We start from the raw sequence: 16,849 nt of genomic DNA on the forward strand, positions 1-16,849 counted from the left end.
GCCGTAACAGGTGGGAGAGTAGGTCGGTGCCTTTTTTTATACAAAGCCTTATCACATAACGTGGTAAGGCTTTTTTGTGTTTAAACTTTTCATTTATAGCATATTTAGTTAAAATTTATTCCAAATTGTTCTTGAAGCTACAGTTACATCTTTTGGAAAATAGATTTTCCAGATCAAGCTTATAGTATAATAGGCCGTGTCAAAGTGGTGCAAAGCATCGTAATCAATAATCAACTTTATTTGTCTTTTGATTAATTATAACTGGAATTTCAGAATCACAAACAAAGTATTAATACCATCTATTAACCTCGCTCACTGATTTAGTTTTGGATATTAATGGAATTTTACCACTTATAAAAATGTTGTGAAAGCATTAACTGATGCCTTTAACTATCTATAATCCAACTTTTGTTGTAATCTTCATCGTGCTATATTCAAACCATGTTATTTTAAGATATATAATACAATTATAGGGATTAGGTTTAGTGTTGTCTTAATATCTCATCACACTTACAAGCTGTTCGTCCTCTTTCGAGAGTTTGCTGAGCATATAATGTTTGATACCGGCAGACCTAATCTCATCGAAACTGTCTATTATACTTTTGGTATTTGCTTCAGTTGTGGGTTTTATGAGTACAACAGCTTCCTTTCCGTTAGTTAGCGTATAAACGGATTGTTTTATTTCGTTTAGCTTAGCTTTTAGACTTTTATTTGTTGCTGTAATATTGTTTACAGTTTGAATAGGGTTTCGTATATCTCCATGAATCAATGTGTATGAATTATCCTGGACTATGAGATTGATTATTCTCCTTTCATCCATATCTACTTTTGCATCTAAATTTTTATAGGGCACAACCACATCTAATGAATTTGGTTTATTAAGTGACGTTGTTAACATAAAGAAAGTTATTAGAAGAAAAGCTAAATCAACCATCGCTGTTAAATCTACTTTGGGCGCAATTTTTCTACTTCTGCCTCTTTTGTTGGAAATTGCATTATTAGTGTTGTTTAATTCAGCCATAATGTATGATTATAATTGTATTCAAATGAGTTATCACTTTAATGATGAGTTTATATGCCAGTTTCCATAAATTAGATTTTTAAGTTTTATTAGATCGAGTCTTCAATATCTTATTTTAATACAAAGAGCGGAGTAAGGACACTCCGCTAACACACACACTATTATTGGGCAAATAATATTTAAAAAGTAATGCTCGCCAATGAACTATTCACATATCGTAAAACTATGGCTTTTTAGTAGAGGGCGATTTTTTTGTCTTATTTAAATTTTTATTAATTAAATCACGCAATGCATAAATAATTATCTTTAGATGGTTAGGTTTGTAATGTTGCCACATAACATCCTTAAAGATAAATGTATAATTAATAATTAAAAACATATTTTTAGTTTTTAATATGTTATTTTCGGTATAACACTACAGATAGGTTTTAAACCCACTAATTTTTGTTTTCTAATTTAATAGTGTATCTCGATGAATATAGTTTCGATAATTTCGTTTAAACTTTTTTTATTAAAAAATCCTTATTTTGTTGTCTAATTATAAACGTATGGAATTCATCAAGACGCACATTGAAGATCATATTTATCATATTCTTTTAGATCGTGGTAAATCAAATGCTTTGCATTTTGAAATGGTTGAAGAGCTTATTATGGCCATTGATGCAGCTGCTGAAGATCCAGCTGTAGAAGGTCTGATTTTGAGCGGAAAGGAAAATTTTTTCACATCAGGTTTGGATCTAATTACACTTTATCAATATGATGAAGTTCAGATGAAATCTTTTTGGAATTCATTTATAGTATTACTTCATAAGTTAGTATCATTTCCAAAACCAGCAGTATCTGCTATTACCGGACATAGTCCTGCAGGCGGTTGCGTAATGGCGATATGCTGCGATTATAGGGTGATGGCGGATGGCGATTTTATTATTGGGTTGAATGAACTGCCCGTAGGTATTGTAGTGCCAGAAAGTATATTTAAACTGTATAGCTTCTGGCTTGGAGAAGGCAATGCGTACAGAAGCTTATTAGATGGCAAGTTATTCAATCCTTTAGAAGCGAAAGAAATTGGGTTAGTAGATGAAGTCGTGCAATTTAATCGAATTCAAAGTGCGGCAATGCGTAAGATTAAATCTGTAACACAATACGAAAAAAATGCATGGCGTATATCCAAATTGAATTTTAGAAAGAATTTGATAGCCGAATTTGAAAAAGACCAAACAGAAACCATCAATCAGGTGTTAGAGCAGTGGTGGAAACCAAGCACACGCGCAATACTCAAGACAATCATTGAAAATTTGACGCAAAAAAAAGTATAACTATGGTACAGGGAGCGTTGCGCGAAGACGCGCTTTTGGGCAAAACAATTGTGGTTACTGGTGGAGGAACAGGTTTGGGGAAAGCGATGGCAACATATTTTTCTGAATTAGGTGCTAATGTGGTAATCACTAGCCGCAAGCTGGATGTTTTGAGTCAAACGGCTAATGAAATTGAATCTAAAACAAATAATTCTGTGTTGGCAATTAGTTGCGATGTTCGCAATATTGAAGATGTCGAACGATTATATAAGGAGACGGTCGTCAACTTTGGAGCTGTAGACGTACTTGTAAATAATGCAGCTGGAAATTTTATTTCTCCTACCGAAAGACTGTCAGCAAATGCATTTTCAGCAATAATAGATATTGTACTTAAAGGAACAGTAAATTGTACATTAACTTTTGGTAAAAAGTGGATTGAAAGCAAGCAAACGGCGAATATTTTGAATATTATTACAACCTATGCTTTTACAGGTTCGGGATATGTCGTACCTTCGGCTGTGGCAAAAGGAGGTGTGCTTACGATGACAAGATCATTGGCCGCTGAATGGGGAAAATATGGCATTCGAAGCAATGCAATTGCACCAGGACCATTTCCGACCAAAGGAGCTTGGGATCGTCTGTTGCCAGGAGAATTGGCTGCAAAATTTGACTTCAAAAATCGTGTACCATTAAAACGTGTTGGTGAGCACCAAGAGTTAGCGAATTTAGCCGCTTTTCTTGTTTCTGATTTTGCAGGATATATCAACGGAGAAATCATAACGATTGATGGCGGAGAATGGTTGCAAGGTGCTGGTCAGATGAATGGAATGGAAGCCATCGCTCCGGAAATGTGGGATTATATTGAAAAAGCTATCCGTGAAAACAATAAATAATATGTATAAACACTGTATAAGCTTGGTGCTTTTATTTGCTTTGATTATCAGTTGTAATCCAAGGAATAAGTCGGAAAAAGAGACAAAGCAAGATTCCGTAGTTACAGTAGTTCCAACTACTTCGCAAGAGCAGAATCAATTATCTGAAGTAATTACACGTTTTGCAAGAGCATATGCGAGTAAAGATAATCTAAAAGCAAATACTTTGATACATCCAGATTTGGGGATATATATAATCTACCGTCCAGGTGCTGCTGACACTTTTGTTAAAATAGATTCTTTGAATTTCAGTCAGCCGATACCCGAAGTATTCGCCTATCCAGATTTGAGCTTTGATTTTGTATTAACATATGAAAAACTTCCTGCTTTTGATTGTGGTTCAGAAAAATGGGATAAAATGGGTTTTGTATGTGATACAACTTCTCATCCTAACCAATTATCAAATATCGCAGCATTTGAAGATGAGTTTGATGAAGATAAATTTTCAGAAGATGACTTGATTCAAATTGAACGTGCTGAAAAAGAAAGTTATAGAATTATACTCACTTCCCAATACCCTTTAGTTTTTCATGTTCGAAAGTATAAAGGAGGCTGGTATGTTACTACGTTAGATAGAGCATATGCGGGATGTGATGCATAATTTAAATCGTTATATATTACAGCTTTATAAATCTCTGTAATATGAATTATTTTTAATAAATTGTTAATAAATTATAGATTACAGAAAAGAAGATATATGAGCACACTAGACCAACAAACCAAATCAAGAATTGACCAGTGGCTATCAGCTGAATATGATGCTGAAACAGTTGCACAAGTAAAGCAATTGGTTGATAATAATGAAGAAACAGAACTTTTGGATTCTTTTTATAAGGAACTAGAATTTGGTACAGGAGGCTTACGTGGTATTATGGGCGTAGGATCTAATCGTATCAATAAATATACATTAGGTAAGGCAACGCAGGGATTGGCAAACTATTTGAAGAAGCAATTCCCGGATCAACAAATCAAAGTTGCTGTATCCTACGATAGCCGTAATAATTCACAAACATTAGGACATCTTGTTGCGGATGTTTTTTCTGCTAATGATATTCATGTATTTTTATTTGAGCAATTACGTCCTACACCAATGTTGTCATTTGCCGTAAGGCATTTCAATTGCCAAAGTGGTGTAATGTTGACGGCTTCGCACAATCCAAAAGAATACAATGGCTACAAAGCCTATTGGAATGATGGCGGTCAGTTAGTCGCTCCGCATGATGAGAATGTAATCACTGAAGTAAATACAATTACATCTGTTAAAGACATAAAATTTGAACGCAATAGCGAGAATATCACAATCGTTGGAGCGGACTTTGATGACATTTATGTGCAAGCAAATAAGCGCTTAAGTATTCATCCAGAAGCTGTAGAGGCTCAGAAAGATTTGAAAATTGTCTTTTCTCCGATTCACGGCACAGGTATTACGGTAGTTCCTAAGATGTTAGAAGCATGGGGTTTTACGAATGTTACAGTCGTAGAAGAGCAAGCTAAACCTGACGGAAATTTCCCTACAGTAGTATATCCGAATCCAGAGGAAGAGGATGCGATGTCCATGGCAAAGAAACGTGGCGAAGAATTGGGTGCTAATGTTGTTATGGCAACAGACCCTGATGCGGATCGTGTGGGTGTTGCTGTGCGCAATAGCAAAGGTGAATATCAATTATTGAATGGTAACCAAATCGGAAGTTTATTGACCTATTATGTCCTTTCATCGAAGAAAGACAAAAGCGAGCTTAAGGACAACGATTATATTGTTAAAACTATCGTTACTACAAATCTAATCTCAGATATTGGTATAGATTACGGTGTCAAATATTACGATACACTTACAGGGTTCAAATACATTGGTGAGGTAATTACACGTGAATTAGGCAAAGAGAATTACCTTGTAGGCGGAGAAGAAAGTTATGGTTTCTTGGTAGGCGACTTAGTGCGTGACAAAGATGCTGTAAACTCATGTGCATTCATCGCAGAAATGGCGGCTTATTTCAAAACTCAAGGTAAATCCCTTTATGAGGTTCTCTTAGAACTTTATGTAAACTATGGATTTTACAAGGAAAAGCTAATTTCTTTGACTAAAAAAGGAAAAGCTGGAGCCGATGAAATAAAGCAAATGATGGTGGATTTGCGTGCCGATGCACCTAAAACATTAGGTGGTGTGCAGGTAAAAGAAATTCGTGATTACGAGAATCAGGTTGCTACAAATTTAATTTCGGGAGACACTTCTGTAATCGATTTGCCAAAATCTGATGTTTTGCAATTTATCACAGTAGATGGCGATGTTATTTCCGCGAGACCTTCTGGTACAGAGCCGAAAATAAAATTCTACTGCTCAGTAAAGGAAACGTTGCTTGATGCGTCAAACTATGAAGCTATTTCAGCTAAGCTGGAACAAAAAGTAGAAAACATCATGGCTGATATCGTAAAAGGCTAATATGCAAAAGTGGAAATTATTAGAATCTAAATATATCATCCAAAGACCTTGGGCAACGCTACGTGTAGATAAGCTAGAATTGCCCAATGGTAATATAAAAGATGAATATTACGTATTAGAATATCCAACTTGGGTGAATATGGTGGCTATCACGGAGGACGGAAATGTTCTTTTTGTGAAACAATATCGTCATGGAGCGGATCAGATTATGGTAGAATTACCAGCTGGTGTGGTCGAAGATGACGAGGAACCCGAAGTGGCGGCACGTAGGGAGTTGTTGGAGGAAACAGGTTATGCATTTGATAAGATAGAATACATCTGCGAATTATTTGCCAATCCAGCCACGAGTGGAAATCTAACGTACACCTATTTGCTCACAGGAGGAAAGAAAGTACAAGAACAAGACCTAGACAGTTCTGAGGATATAGAAGTGGTAGAAATGACAATTGAAGAAGCTAAGAAGTTCTTATTTGATAATAAAATAGGACAAGCCTTACACAGTTCGGCGCTATTCTATACATTTCACAAAATGGGCTTACTGTAAAAAGTAAGCCCATTTTGTATAATCATTGTTTATCTAACTAATTAAACGCATTTTTTTATCTTTGCATTATGGCAAGAGAGATATTCGAAACAAAGCGCAAGGCTTTGAAAATTAACCTCGATCCAGCTATCTATGGGACGTTTGCGGAGATTGGGGCTGGACAGGAAGTTGCACGTAATTTCTTCGAAGCGGGTGCCGCTTCAGGGACTATTGCGAAAACTATGTCGGCCTACGATATGGCTTTTTCAGACGCAATCTATGGCGCTGAAGATTCGGGAAGATATGTGAGTAGAACACGCTTACGCAAAATGCTAGCGCATGAGTTTACGCTGCTGACAGAAAGACTTCACACCGAAAAATACGATAATAAAAAATTCTTTGCCTTTGCAGATACGGTTACTACACTAAATTTTACCAAAACAAATGAGCCACACGGTTGGTTGGGAATTCGCTTTCAATCGGAAGTCGATGGACCTACAAACGATATCATTATGCACGTGCGTTTATTGGATTCGGATAACCGTCTTCAATCTAAAGTTTTGGGGATTTTAGGTGTTAACTTAGTTTTTGCAGCTTATTATTATGCGCATGATCCGCAAGTGATGATAGAATCTTTGGTCGACAACCTGTCGGTAGGTGCTGTAGAAATTGATTTAATCAAAGTTACAGGTCCTGTTTTCGAAAATGTAAACGAACGTTTGGTTAACCTATATTTGATTGCTAAAGGATTTTCGAATGCTGCAATTTTTAAACCAGATGGTAAAGCAGCACAAATTAAAGACTTTTTGTATAGAAAAGATATTATCGTACTTCGTACAAAATACCGTCAAAAATCTCTACCAAACTTTGATTTATTCAACCAAGCTGTCGAGCAATTCAAGAAAAATACAAATGCTAAGCCCGAAAATACAGTTGTATTGATTGAGGTATTGATGGGAAATGTTTTGGATGAAGATTCGGATTTGACGATCGAAGACTTGCAATATTTTGCAGATCGTGCCGAAGAACTGTGTGCTACAGGCAATAATATTTTGGTGTCTAACTTCAGACGTAATAATCACCTAGCGGAATTTTTCAAAAACTTCAAACCTGCCAATGTAGGTATCGCGACCAACGTTTCGAACTTGCGCAATATCTTCAATTCTGATAATTATAATAAAGAGAACTACACGAATGAATTGTTGTCGTATATCTCTGGGATGTTTAGTAAGAATGTGAAATTGTACGCTTATCCTTATTTGAATAAGAAAGAAAATCAAATTATTACCACGCAAAATCTTAAAGTATCGGAAGAGGCGAAACCTTTATACGACTTCTTGATTCAAAATCGATATATTATCGATATTGAAAATTACGATGAGAAATACGTGAAAACTGTATAAATCTTAATCCCGAAAGCCTCACTTTCGGGATTCGATTTGTCAAATCTTCGCTATAATTGATTGTTGCCCTTTTCCTTTTTGCAATTTTCTGTAAATTGTATACCTAATAACTATACATTTGTCGTGAAATAATTCTTCTTAATGAAAGCAACCTATATTGATTATAAAGATACGAACAGCTTTTCTAGAACCTTGTTGGCATATTTAGCTGGAAATGAAGAGTTAACTTCATTTTATGGCAATCAACCCACTTATGAGGGATTCGAAAAGCAAATTCAAATGAAATCATCCTTCGCGCATCGCGAAATTCTAGTAGAATCTTTAAAAAATCAATACGGCGATTTACTCAATGACGCGCCCGAAGTTGCTCGTCAAATTGACTTACTAGCGCAATCTAATACGTATACAATTACGACTGGTCACCAGTTAAATATCTTTACAGGTCCGCTTTATTTTCTTTTCAAGATTGCTTGCGCCATTCGTTTAGCAAAAGATTTGAAAGTAAAGTTTCCAGATCAAAACTTTGTTCCTGTGTATTGGATGGCTTCAGAAGATCACGATTTTGCTGAAATCAACAATACACGTGTATACGGCAAAAAAATCGTTTGGGATGTTCCGGGAATTTCGGGTACAGGAAAAATGGATACATCTTCCATGGAGGCTGTTGTGCGTCAATATATTGGGATGTTGGGGCTTTCTGAAAACTCCTCGAAATTGGCTGAGATTGTCGAAGAAGCATATTTGCAAGGTCGTAATCTCGCGGATGCAACGCGTGTATTGGTGAATGCATTATTTAAAGAATACGGTTTAGTCATCGTAGATGCGGATCGCAAAGAGCTAAAAGAAGTATTTGTGCCAATTATTCAAGAAGATATTCTCGAAGAGAAAAGTTTCCAAGCAATTTCAAATACTACAAAAGAATTAGAAGAAAAGGGTTTTTCAACGCAAGTTCATGCACGGGAGTGTAATTTCTTTTACTTGACGGATGAATATCGAGAGCGCATAGTGAAAAATGAGGATGGAAGATTTGAAGTTTTGCATCAAGATGTATTTTTTTCGGTAGAAGAATTAAAGCAAGAAATTGCAACAAATCCGGAGCGCTTCAGTCCTAATGTGGTGATGCGACCATTGTATCAAGAAGTAATATTACCGAATTTAGCTTATATTGGAGGTGGTGCTGAGATTGTGTATTGGTTGCAGTTCAAAGCCAATTTTGATCAATTTGGGATTCCTTATCCGATTCTAATTCCGCGGAATTCAGCTATGATTACGGATGATGTTGTAGCAAATAAAATTTACCGATTAGACTTGACCTTTAAATCCATTTTCAAATCTACTACTGCATTGCAGAATGAGTATGTAAGAAGACATACAACTCATAGACTCAATCTACGTGATGAATGGATGGAATTCAATGCGATTTTTGGAAAAATAAAATTGCGTGCACACAAGATTGATGCTAGTCTAGCACCGAGTACGGAAGCTGTACAAGCACGATTGAAAAAGGCAATCGATAATTTGGAAAAGAAATTGTTGAAGGCTGATAAGCACAATCACGAAGAAGCCTTAATCCAAATAGAGCGTGTAAAAGAAAAATTATTCCCCAATGGAGGTTTGCAGGAGCGTTCGGAAAACTTTGCAACGTTATATGTCAAATATGGGGATGATTTAATTAAAGAATTGATAAAGCATTTTAATCCCTTGGATTTCAAGTTTACGATATTGTATTAGCCGAAAATAGCTTAAGCTATCTTCGATTATTTCTATATTTTTGATAATATTTATCGTATTCATTTGGTAGATATTGATTTTTATCGCCAAATTCTTGCAATTCATTATTCAAAAAGAAAAGCCAATTATAGCGTGAATCCAATTGTTCAGAAGTAATTTTGTCAACTTTATATTCTAGAATTTCTAACAATCCATCATCATATTTTTGTGCACCAACCACGCGCTGTGGTTTTCCAATAAGACTAATTACTTCCTGCTTAGACATGTCTAAAGTGATCAGAGAGAAGTCTGGGTTTTTGAATGCAGCGCAGCCATTTATTGATACGGTGATAATAAGCAGAACAAGGGCTTTAATAGTTTTCATAATTTATGTTTAAGTATAATTATCTGTTATTTCTTCTATATTTATGATAGTACCTGTCATAGTCAGAAGGGGCGTATTGTTCCTTAGGTCCCCACTCTTCTAATTTATTATCAATAAAATGATACCAGTTCAATAAGGTATCTGTTCTATATGGACGACTTGGGTATTCATAGATTTCTAAAATTCCATCGTCATATTTTTTTGCTGCAACTATTTGAATTGGTTTTCCAGCTATAGCAATGACTTCCTCTGTAGTCATACCAATTTTGATTAAAGTATAGTCTTGTGAATAATAGACACCACAGCTGGAAAGAATTGCAAGAGTAATCAACACGAAAGAGGCTATTAGTAATTTCATAATATTGTTTTTAGTCGATAAATATGACTTTTAAATATTACGTAGGTTTAGTGCAGATTCAATTGATTTGAAATTTATTTTTTAGAAAATAGAAATTTTTTATCGAGAAGGTAGCACGCAAATGCCCCGATGCTGTAAACAATTAAATCTGACCAAAGAAAACCTTGGCCTAAGACTAATCTTAATAAGGAATGATTTTTAGCTTCAATGAGGAATGGTATTTGGACAAGTTGTAAGAACTCGATACTAAAACAAAATACAATTGATAATAAGAGCGCGTAATGTAAAGGTCTCATGGTAAACAAAAACCGAAACCCCCAATACACCATTATGGCATATAGCGCATCACCAGTTGCTAAAGGAAGAAACTCTATTTTTCGTGAAAACAATCCAAGAGAAATTGTGATAATAATAAGGATAAAATATATGAGTCTTCTTTTTAACATAAAGCAATATAGCGTTATAATACAAAAATACCTCCAAAGTCAGATAACCTTGGAGGATGTAAAAGGTGTGATATAAGCTATTTTTTAGATTAGGGCAAATCGTTTATGGCATCGATGACCTGTTGGATAGTTCCATTTTGCAATTCTGAAAAATTAAAAATTACAGTAGGATTTGCCGTTAGTGTCATCACAGGTTTTACAGCATATTTAAATCCACTATTATATTCTGCTACTAAAATATAATACACTTCAGCACCGACTGGCATTCTAGTACTTGCATAAGCTAGTGAATTTGGTCGTGTCTTTGTCGCCATGAAAATATAACTGTTGCTGTTGTTAAAACCAGCTGGGCTTTGAAACGAAACGCTAGTGAAACCCTGCCCCAAATCCACAAATTTATCGAAATTGAACCAATCAAAATCATTGACAAATGCGTTATAGGCTTCTGCATTTGTAGCTTGGTTAAATCCTGTCCACATCTCTGTCGTCTGTGTAATATCTTCCCAAGACAAATCCCCATTCGCATCTATTGTTCCAGCAAAAGCACCCATATCTTGATCTGTACCACCTGTAATACTTGTAGGAGCATGAATAGAATACCCACATTCCGTAGTTAATTCTTCTCCATTCTGCGTGATTTTGATTAAGAATTCACCACCAGAAGTTAGTAATCTAGGTTCTCCGCCTTGCATTGCTACAGTTGGTTTATTGGTCGCGAGCATGGTCCCTCTATCAAATATTTCCACGTAAGAAAAGTCAACTTCCCCGACTACAGGATCACCGTTTTGTTTTTTGAGACACGAACCATTGATCATGACTTTTACACCTTTTTCTGAAGTAAACATAAAAACATCAGAAGCGTCAAAAGAGTCATGTTGTGTAATAGCATCTAGGTTACTAGCAAATAAGTTTTTTAGCGCTACTCCATTTGGGGCAAATAAGGGCTCGTAAACTGTTTCATTTGAACAAGAAATTGAGCTAATAATTAATGCTCCTATTCCGAATAATTGTATAAGCTTTTTCATAATTTTAAAATTTAATGGGTTATTTATTCTGTTCTTTTCATTATATCAGCAAAATGAATAGAATGTTACCCCTTAATTTTAAAATTATAGTTTTTTAAGTGTGAAATACTTCGGCGATCATGCAGCGTATGGAACCTCCGCCAAATTTTTCAATTGTATAAATTGGCATATAAACGAGTTGCCCAAAGTTTGATAGCTGCTGTTTTTGTTCTTCTGAAAATGCTTTGTACGACTGTTCACTCATGACAATTAATGTTTCGTCATCTTTGTTTTTCAGTTCTAAGATATTACCGCAAAAACGGTGTATTTGGGCTTCGGATATTGGAATAATTGTTTTCTGGGTAGATTCTAAGGATTGGATGAGTTGATTTTGTTCTTCCGTATTTTGAATGCTATTCAAACAAATCACACAAAATTTAGATCCTAATGCCATCATAACATTTGTATGGTAGATTGGAAGACGCTGCTGTTCGACTTCTTGTGTAGCATGGAAAATAATAGGTTGGTAGCCATTATCTTCGCAATACAATTGAACGAGCGATTCATTGGCGCGTTCGGAAATAGAACAATAAGCGATTTTATTCTCTCTGTCCAAAATTAGTATACCCGTTCCTTCTAAGAATATTTCTTGATCTGCATATAGGGAATAATCTTTGATGGTTTTAAATTTTATTCCATGTTTTTCCAATATTCCCAAATGCCCTAAGAAAATCTCACGTCGCCTATTCGCAGCAAACATGGGATAAAGAATCGCCTTGTCATCATGAAAAGAAATGACATTATTTGGAAAGATACTGTCAGGTGTATCAAACTTCCCAGAATCTTCGACTACGATAACTTGTACGCCTGCTGCTTCCAACGTTTTTACAGCATTGTCAAATTCAGCTTTCGCCAATAAATTGGTGTCTTTGTTTACAGTTTCGGTGTCTTGAAAATAATTATTCACTGCGGTCTCTTCATTGGCACGAAAATCAGCAGGGCGAACCATCAATATAGTGTTTGTAGACTGTGTCATTATTCGCGAATTAGGGGTAAGGTGGAGCAACGTAATAAACCTTCTTGTTTGCCGATTTCATGGTATGGAATTCGTTCAACTGTAAAACTTTGTTCCTCCAGCCAAATATTCAACTTATCAAATCGTTGTTCGGAAACAATGATTTCAGGTGAAATAGAAAAGACATTGGAAATCATTTCATACATGCCGTCTGCATCAATATGAAATAAGTTTTCTTTCCCAAAAATCTCCACAATGCGATGGTAATCATTTGGATTGCGGAAACCACCTTTAAAGATAATTCCTTTGTCCAATCCAATGGGTTGAAAACAACAATCTAGATGTAACGCATTGGCTCGGGGATTGGTCATTGATTTTATCAAGTCGCAATCTATAACTGTTTTATTGGGGAATAATTCTTGAATGAATTCTACGCCATGACGATTTGTGCGTGCGGTATTGATTTCTGAATAGTCTACACCATAATACGTGCCGACAAAAAGATAATCGTTCCAAACTATCACATCACCTCCTTCAATATGGACTACTTCGGGAGGAACAACGAGTTTATCTTTTTCGATTTGTGCTACGATAAAATCAATAGCTTCCCACTCTTCTGCGCGGTCTGGTAAAATGTTAGATTTTATAAATTTATCTTCAATTACAAAGCCAATATCCCGGGTGAAAATCTGATTTAAACTGGGTATTAATCGGGGACGTAAAACCTCAACATCATGCTTTTTTAATATCTTTTCGAAAGCTGACATTTCTTCGAGCATATCTGACTCATTGGGGTAAGTTCCAGCAAGAATGTGTTCGAGAGATTTTGGGTCATATGCTTCTTCGGGAAGGGGCGTTGGTCCATTGCTGTCGGCTCTTCCCAAGATTACAGATTTTAATTTTGCAGTCTCATTTTTAACATTTAGTTTCAGCATATAAATTTGGCTTGTACTTGCTTGTAATTTAGCAAATTGTATTGTAATAAATTGATTGATAGAAACTTTTGAGAGTTTTGTCAGGCTATGCCCATGAGACTGAATATTTTTGAATTTTAAATTGTTTTATCTGATTTTTTAATAATAAAATCGAACAAACGTTTGCATGACGATAAATTTTTTTGGAAGGCTGTATTCGTTCAAAAAGTATTCAAAATTCCGTATCTTTGCGCAACCAAACATTTAGCTTTCGTAAAGCGAAAGAAATGTTTGTCAAAGTGTTAATACATTAGTGTTCTTGCAATTATAAAGCAAATGAGTAACGTACATTACCAAGAAAAATTTCAGGACCGTCACAACGGACCTAGTGCTGCACAAACCGAAGAAATGTTGAATTTTTTGGGTGTAGCTTCTTTAGATGAGTTGATCGAACAAACTGTTCCTGCTCAGATTAGAAGAAAAGCTATGAATCTTCCAAATGCATTGAGCGAAGTCGCTTATTTGGAGAAAGTAGCACAGATTGCAGAGAAGAACAAAGTTTTCAAATCGTATATCGGTCAAGGATATAATGATGTAATTCTTCCAGGTGTAATTCAGCGTAATGTATTCGAAAATCCAGGATGGTATACACAATATACGCCGTACCAAGCGGAGATTGCGCAAGGACGTTTGCAAGCGTTATTGAATTTTCAAACTGTAGTTTCAGATTTCACAGGTTTAGAAATTGCGAATGCTTCTTTATTGGATGAGGCTACAGCTGCCGCTGAAGCCATGTTCATGTTGTATTCGGCGCGCAAAAACAAAAATGCTAATGTATTTTTGGTGTCTCCAAATGTATTTCCTCAGACTTTAGATGTATTGACTACGCGTGCTACGCCATTTGGTGTAGAATTACGCATAGCTGATATCACAGAAGATAATTTGGCAGAAGATGTATTTGCTGTTTTCATGCAATACCCAGCTGCTGATGGTACGCTTGCAGATTATAAAAACTTTGCAGAAGCGGCTCACGCTAAAAATATCACAATTTGTGTGGCTGCAGATTTAATGTCATTGGCATTATTAACGCCTCCAGGCGAATGGGGCGCGGATGTTGTTGTAGGTAACTCACAACGTTTTGGTGTACCGATGGGTTTTGGTGGCCCTCATGCTGCATTCTTCGCAACGAAAGATGCATACAAGCGTAACATTCCAGGTCGTATCATTGGTGTGACTTCGGATTCAAATGGCGAATATGCGTTGCGTATGGCATTACAAACCCGTGAGCAACACATTCGTCGTGATAAAGCATCTTCGAATATTTGTACTGCACAAGCTTTATTAGCAATTATGGCGTCATTCTACGCCGTATATCACGGTCCAAAAGGCATCAAAAATATTGCTACACGTATCAATGATCTAGCTAAACTTGCGGATAAAGCAATCCAATCATTGGGCTATGAGCAAGTTAATAAAACGTATTTTGATACATTACGATTCAATTTGGGTAATGAAGTTGACGGTTTGAAATCAGAAGCTTTAAACAATGAATTGAATTTCTATTATAACGAGGGTACAGTTGGAATTTCAATCGATGAAACTACAACTTTTCAAGATATTCAAACTATCGTACGTGTATTTGCTAAAGTAAAAGGCAAATTACAGGACGATTTGGATTTAGAAGAATTGGCAAATGAATTGGGTACTTCTATTCCAGCGGAATTGGAGCGTACTTCAGATTATTTGACGCACCCGATCTTCAATACTTACCACTCAGAGCACGAAATGTTGCGTTATATCAAATCTTTAGAAGCTAAAGATTTGTCATTGTGTCACTCAATGATTCCATTGGGTTCTTGTACAATGAAATTGAATGCAACAACAGAGATGGTTCCTGTGACTTGGGCTCGTTTTGGTGGATTACATCCATTTGCGCCAGCAGACCAAACTTCTGGCTATATGCATTTAATCAACGAATTGAATGATTGGTTGTCAGAAATTACTGGATTTGCGAAAATGTCGTTCCAACCAAACTCAGGTGCGCAAGGTGAGTACGCGGGTCTAATGGTAATCGATGCTTACCACAAAAGCCGTGGTGAAGGTCACCGCAATATCTGTTTGATCCCAGCTTCGGCACATGGCACAAACCCAGCTTCAGCTTCTATGGCTGGTCTAAAGGTTGTAGTTGTGAAAACGGATGACAAAGGTAATATCGATGTTGAAGATTTGAGAGCGAAAGCTAATGAGCATGCAGCAAACTTAAACTCTTTAATGGTTACTTACCCATCGACTCACGGTGTGTTTGAAGAGACAATCATTGAAATCTGTAATATTATCCACGAAAATGGTGGTCAAGTATACATGGACGGGGCGAATATGAATGCGCAGGTTGGTTTGACTAGCCCAGGATTCATTGGTGCTGATGTGTGTCACTTGAATTTACATAAAACATTCTGTATTCCTCATGGTGGTGGTGGTCCTGGTATGGGGCCAATCGGTGTGGCATCGCACTTGGTTCCTTTCTTACCAAACCATAAAGTTGTGGAAATTTCGGGTGAAGAAGGTATTACAGCTGTTTCAGCAGCACCATTTGGTTCGGCTTCCATTTTGTTGATTTCTCATGCTTATATTGCGATGATGGGCGCAAATGGACTTACAGATGCTACTAAAACAGCTATCTTAAATGCAAACTATATTAAAGCGCGTTTAGAAGATCATTATCCTGTGCTTTATGCAGGAGCAAACGGTCGTTGTGCGCACGAGATGATTTTAGATTGTCGTGGTTTCAAAAATGTTGGTGTGGAAGTAGCAGACATCGCAAAACGTTTAATGGACTACGGTTTCCATGCGCCAACGGTATCATTTCCAGTTGCAGGTACATTGATGGTAGAGCCTACTGAGTCGGAATCAAAACCAGAGTTGGATCGTTTCTGTGATGCGTTGATCGCCATCCGTAAAGAAATCGCAGCAGTAGAAGCTGGCGAAGTTGATAAAGAAAATAACGTATTGAAAAATGCACCACATACGGCAGCAGTAGTTTCGGGAGACGAATGGGATAGACCATATTCACGTCAAACTGCAGCTTATCCGCTTCCTTACTTGAAAACGGCTAAATTCTGGCCATCAGTAGGACGTGTGAATGATTCACAAGGTGATAGAATGTTGATTTGTTCTTGTCCTTCAATCGAAGAGTACGCATAATTAATTCTCTTCTCTGAAGAGATAAACTATAAGAAGCCTCAGTCCATCATTTTGATTGATGAGGCTTTTCTTGTTAATAACCAATCAAATATTGACTATAAATAATCAAACTAGAATATTACAACTAATAGTGAACTACCCATTTGCTAAAGACAAATGGGCTTCGGGCTTCACAGACTTGTGCTTTGTTGCCAAAGTCTTATTT

At 36.4% G+C, this 16,849-nt stretch carries 15 protein-coding genes; 8 read left to right on the forward strand and 7 right to left on the reverse strand.

From position 1 onward, the window contains the following. Nucleotides 1-493: 493 nt before the first annotated feature. Nucleotides 494-1,021, reverse strand: coding sequence for an ExbD/TolR family protein (locus tag GOQ16_RS16365; RefSeq protein ID WP_160070278.1), 528 nt, complete (start codon nucleotides 1,019-1,021; stop codon nucleotides 494-496). A 548-nt stretch (nucleotides 1,022-1,569) separates the two neighbouring features. Between GOQ16_RS16365 and GOQ16_RS16370 the strand changes: the two genes are divergently transcribed. The 7 genes from GOQ16_RS16370 to bshC all read left to right on the forward strand — a co-directional run bounded on the left by GOQ16_RS16370 (nucleotide 1,570) and on the right by bshC (nucleotide 9,342). Further along, nucleotides 1,570-2,337 carry an enoyl-CoA hydratase/isomerase family protein gene (locus GOQ16_RS16370; protein WP_160070279.1) on the forward strand — a complete coding sequence of 256 codons (768 nt, stop codon included), beginning with the start codon at nucleotides 1,570-1,572 and terminating at the stop codon, nucleotides 2,335-2,337. Between the two features lie 2 nt (nucleotides 2,338-2,339). Then, nucleotides 2,340-3,209: an SDR family oxidoreductase gene (locus GOQ16_RS16375; RefSeq protein ID WP_160070280.1), complete on the forward strand. Its 870-nt coding sequence runs from the start codon at nucleotides 2,340-2,342 to the stop codon at nucleotides 3,207-3,209. A gap of 1 nt (nucleotide 3,210) precedes the next feature. Further along, entirely contained in the window at nucleotides 3,211-3,849 is a 639-nt protein-coding gene (locus tag GOQ16_RS16380) for a hypothetical protein (RefSeq protein WP_160070281.1), read from the forward strand. Nucleotides 3,850-3,945: 96 nt separating this feature from the next. Continuing rightward, the gene (locus GOQ16_RS16385; RefSeq protein WP_160070282.1) at nucleotides 3,946-5,685 is read left to right on the forward strand and encodes a phospho-sugar mutase; all 1,740 of its coding nucleotides are present in this window, start codon (nucleotides 3,946-3,948) and stop codon (nucleotides 5,683-5,685) included. Nucleotide 5,686: 1 nt separating this feature from the next. Beyond that, nucleotides 5,687-6,229 carry an NUDIX hydrolase gene (locus tag GOQ16_RS16390; RefSeq protein WP_160070283.1) on the forward strand — a complete coding sequence of 181 codons (543 nt, stop codon included), beginning with the start codon at nucleotides 5,687-5,689 and terminating at the stop codon, nucleotides 6,227-6,229. Between the two features lie 68 nt (nucleotides 6,230-6,297). Next, nucleotides 6,298-7,611, forward strand: coding sequence for a nicotinamide mononucleotide adenylyltransferase (locus tag GOQ16_RS16395; RefSeq protein WP_149913629.1), 1,314 nt, complete (start codon nucleotides 6,298-6,300; stop codon nucleotides 7,609-7,611). A 141-nt stretch (nucleotides 7,612-7,752) separates the two neighbouring features. Beyond that, the gene (gene bshC, locus GOQ16_RS16400) at nucleotides 7,753-9,342 is read left to right on the forward strand and encodes a bacillithiol biosynthesis cysteine-adding enzyme BshC (RefSeq protein ID WP_160070284.1); all 1,590 of its coding nucleotides are present in this window, start codon (nucleotides 7,753-7,755) and stop codon (nucleotides 9,340-9,342) included. Between the two features lie 16 nt (nucleotides 9,343-9,358). On the opposite strand, the gene GOQ16_RS16405 is transcribed toward bshC, so the two are convergent. From GOQ16_RS16405 to GOQ16_RS16430, 6 genes are all read right to left on the reverse strand, one after another. Further along, nucleotides 9,359-9,706, reverse strand: coding sequence for a hypothetical protein (locus tag GOQ16_RS16405; protein ID WP_160070285.1), 348 nt, complete (start codon nucleotides 9,704-9,706; stop codon nucleotides 9,359-9,361). 19 nt (nucleotides 9,707-9,725) lie between these two features. Further along, nucleotides 9,726-10,064 (reverse strand): hypothetical protein, encoded by a 339-nt coding sequence (locus GOQ16_RS16410; RefSeq protein WP_160070286.1) that lies wholly within the window; start codon nucleotides 10,062-10,064, stop codon nucleotides 9,726-9,728. Nucleotides 10,065-10,138: 74 nt separating this feature from the next. Beyond that, nucleotides 10,139-10,510: a ribosomal maturation YjgA family protein gene (locus GOQ16_RS18220; protein ID WP_160070287.1), complete on the reverse strand. Its 372-nt coding sequence runs from the start codon at nucleotides 10,508-10,510 to the stop codon at nucleotides 10,139-10,141. Between the two features lie 89 nt (nucleotides 10,511-10,599). Then, nucleotides 10,600-11,535 carry a hypothetical protein gene (locus GOQ16_RS16420; RefSeq protein WP_160070288.1) on the reverse strand — a complete coding sequence of 312 codons (936 nt, stop codon included), beginning with the start codon at nucleotides 11,533-11,535 and terminating at the stop codon, nucleotides 10,600-10,602. A 94-nt stretch (nucleotides 11,536-11,629) separates the two neighbouring features. Beyond that, the gene (gene ctlX / locus GOQ16_RS16425) at nucleotides 11,630-12,550 is read right to left on the reverse strand and encodes a citrulline utilization hydrolase CtlX (protein ID WP_160070289.1); all 921 of its coding nucleotides are present in this window, start codon (nucleotides 12,548-12,550) and stop codon (nucleotides 11,630-11,632) included. Continuing rightward, nucleotides 12,550-13,464: a dimethylarginine dimethylaminohydrolase family protein gene (locus GOQ16_RS16430; protein WP_160070290.1), complete on the reverse strand. Its 915-nt coding sequence runs from the start codon at nucleotides 13,462-13,464 to the stop codon at nucleotides 12,550-12,552. The genes ctlX and GOQ16_RS16430 overlap by 1 nt, the downstream gene beginning before the upstream one ends. Before the next feature lie 315 nt (nucleotides 13,465-13,779). Between GOQ16_RS16430 and gcvP the strand changes: the two genes are divergently transcribed. Further along, nucleotides 13,780-16,644 (forward strand): aminomethyl-transferring glycine dehydrogenase, encoded by a 2,865-nt coding sequence (gcvP, locus tag GOQ16_RS16435; protein ID WP_160070291.1) that lies wholly within the window; start codon nucleotides 13,780-13,782, stop codon nucleotides 16,642-16,644. Nucleotides 16,645-16,849: the final 205 nt, after the last annotated feature.

It is taken from the genome of Sphingobacterium bovisgrunnientis (genome assembly GCF_009829085.1).
Taxonomy (GTDB): Bacteria; Bacteroidota; Bacteroidia; order Sphingobacteriales; family Sphingobacteriaceae; genus Sphingobacterium; species Sphingobacterium bovisgrunnientis.

Bases quoted from the DNA above. Each gene is read 5' to 3' on its own strand.
- GOQ16_RS18220 (WP_160070287.1), bottom strand. From the start codon at position 10,510: ATGTTAAAAAGAAGACTCATATATTTTATCCTTATTATTATCACAATT.
- GOQ16_RS16405 (WP_160070285.1), bottom strand. From the start codon at position 9,706: ATGAAAACTATTAAAGCCCTTGTTCTGCTTATTATCACCGTATCAATA.
- GOQ16_RS16410 (WP_160070286.1), bottom strand. From the start codon at position 10,064: ATGAAATTACTAATAGCCTCTTTCGTGTTGATTACTCTTGCAATTCTT.
- GOQ16_RS16385 (WP_160070282.1), top strand. From the start codon at position 3,946: ATGAGCACACTAGACCAACAAACCAAATCAAGAATTGACCAGTGGCTA.
- GOQ16_RS16420 (WP_160070288.1), bottom strand. From the start codon at position 11,535: ATGAAAAAGCTTATACAATTATTCGGAATAGGAGCATTAATTATTAGC.
- GOQ16_RS16430 (WP_160070290.1), bottom strand. From the start codon at position 13,464: ATGCTGAAACTAAATGTTAAAAATGAGACTGCAAAATTAAAATCTGTA.
- GOQ16_RS16380 (WP_160070281.1), top strand. From the start codon at position 3,211: ATGTATAAACACTGTATAAGCTTGGTGCTTTTATTTGCTTTGATTATC.
- ctlX (WP_160070289.1), bottom strand. From the start codon at position 12,550: ATGACACAGTCTACAAACACTATATTGATGGTTCGCCCTGCTGATTTT.
- GOQ16_RS16395 (WP_149913629.1), top strand. From the start codon at position 6,298: ATGGCAAGAGAGATATTCGAAACAAAGCGCAAGGCTTTGAAAATTAAC.
- GOQ16_RS16370 (WP_160070279.1), top strand. From the start codon at position 1,570: ATGGAATTCATCAAGACGCACATTGAAGATCATATTTATCATATTCTT.
- bshC (WP_160070284.1), top strand. From the start codon at position 7,753: ATGAAAGCAACCTATATTGATTATAAAGATACGAACAGCTTTTCTAGA.
- gcvP (WP_160070291.1), top strand. From the start codon at position 13,780: ATGAGTAACGTACATTACCAAGAAAAATTTCAGGACCGTCACAACGGA.
- GOQ16_RS16365 (WP_160070278.1), bottom strand. From the start codon at position 1,021: ATGGCTGAATTAAACAACACTAATAATGCAATTTCCAACAAAAGAGGC.
- GOQ16_RS16390 (WP_160070283.1), top strand. From the start codon at position 5,687: ATGCAAAAGTGGAAATTATTAGAATCTAAATATATCATCCAAAGACCT.
- GOQ16_RS16375 (WP_160070280.1), top strand. From the start codon at position 2,340: ATGGTACAGGGAGCGTTGCGCGAAGACGCGCTTTTGGGCAAAACAATT.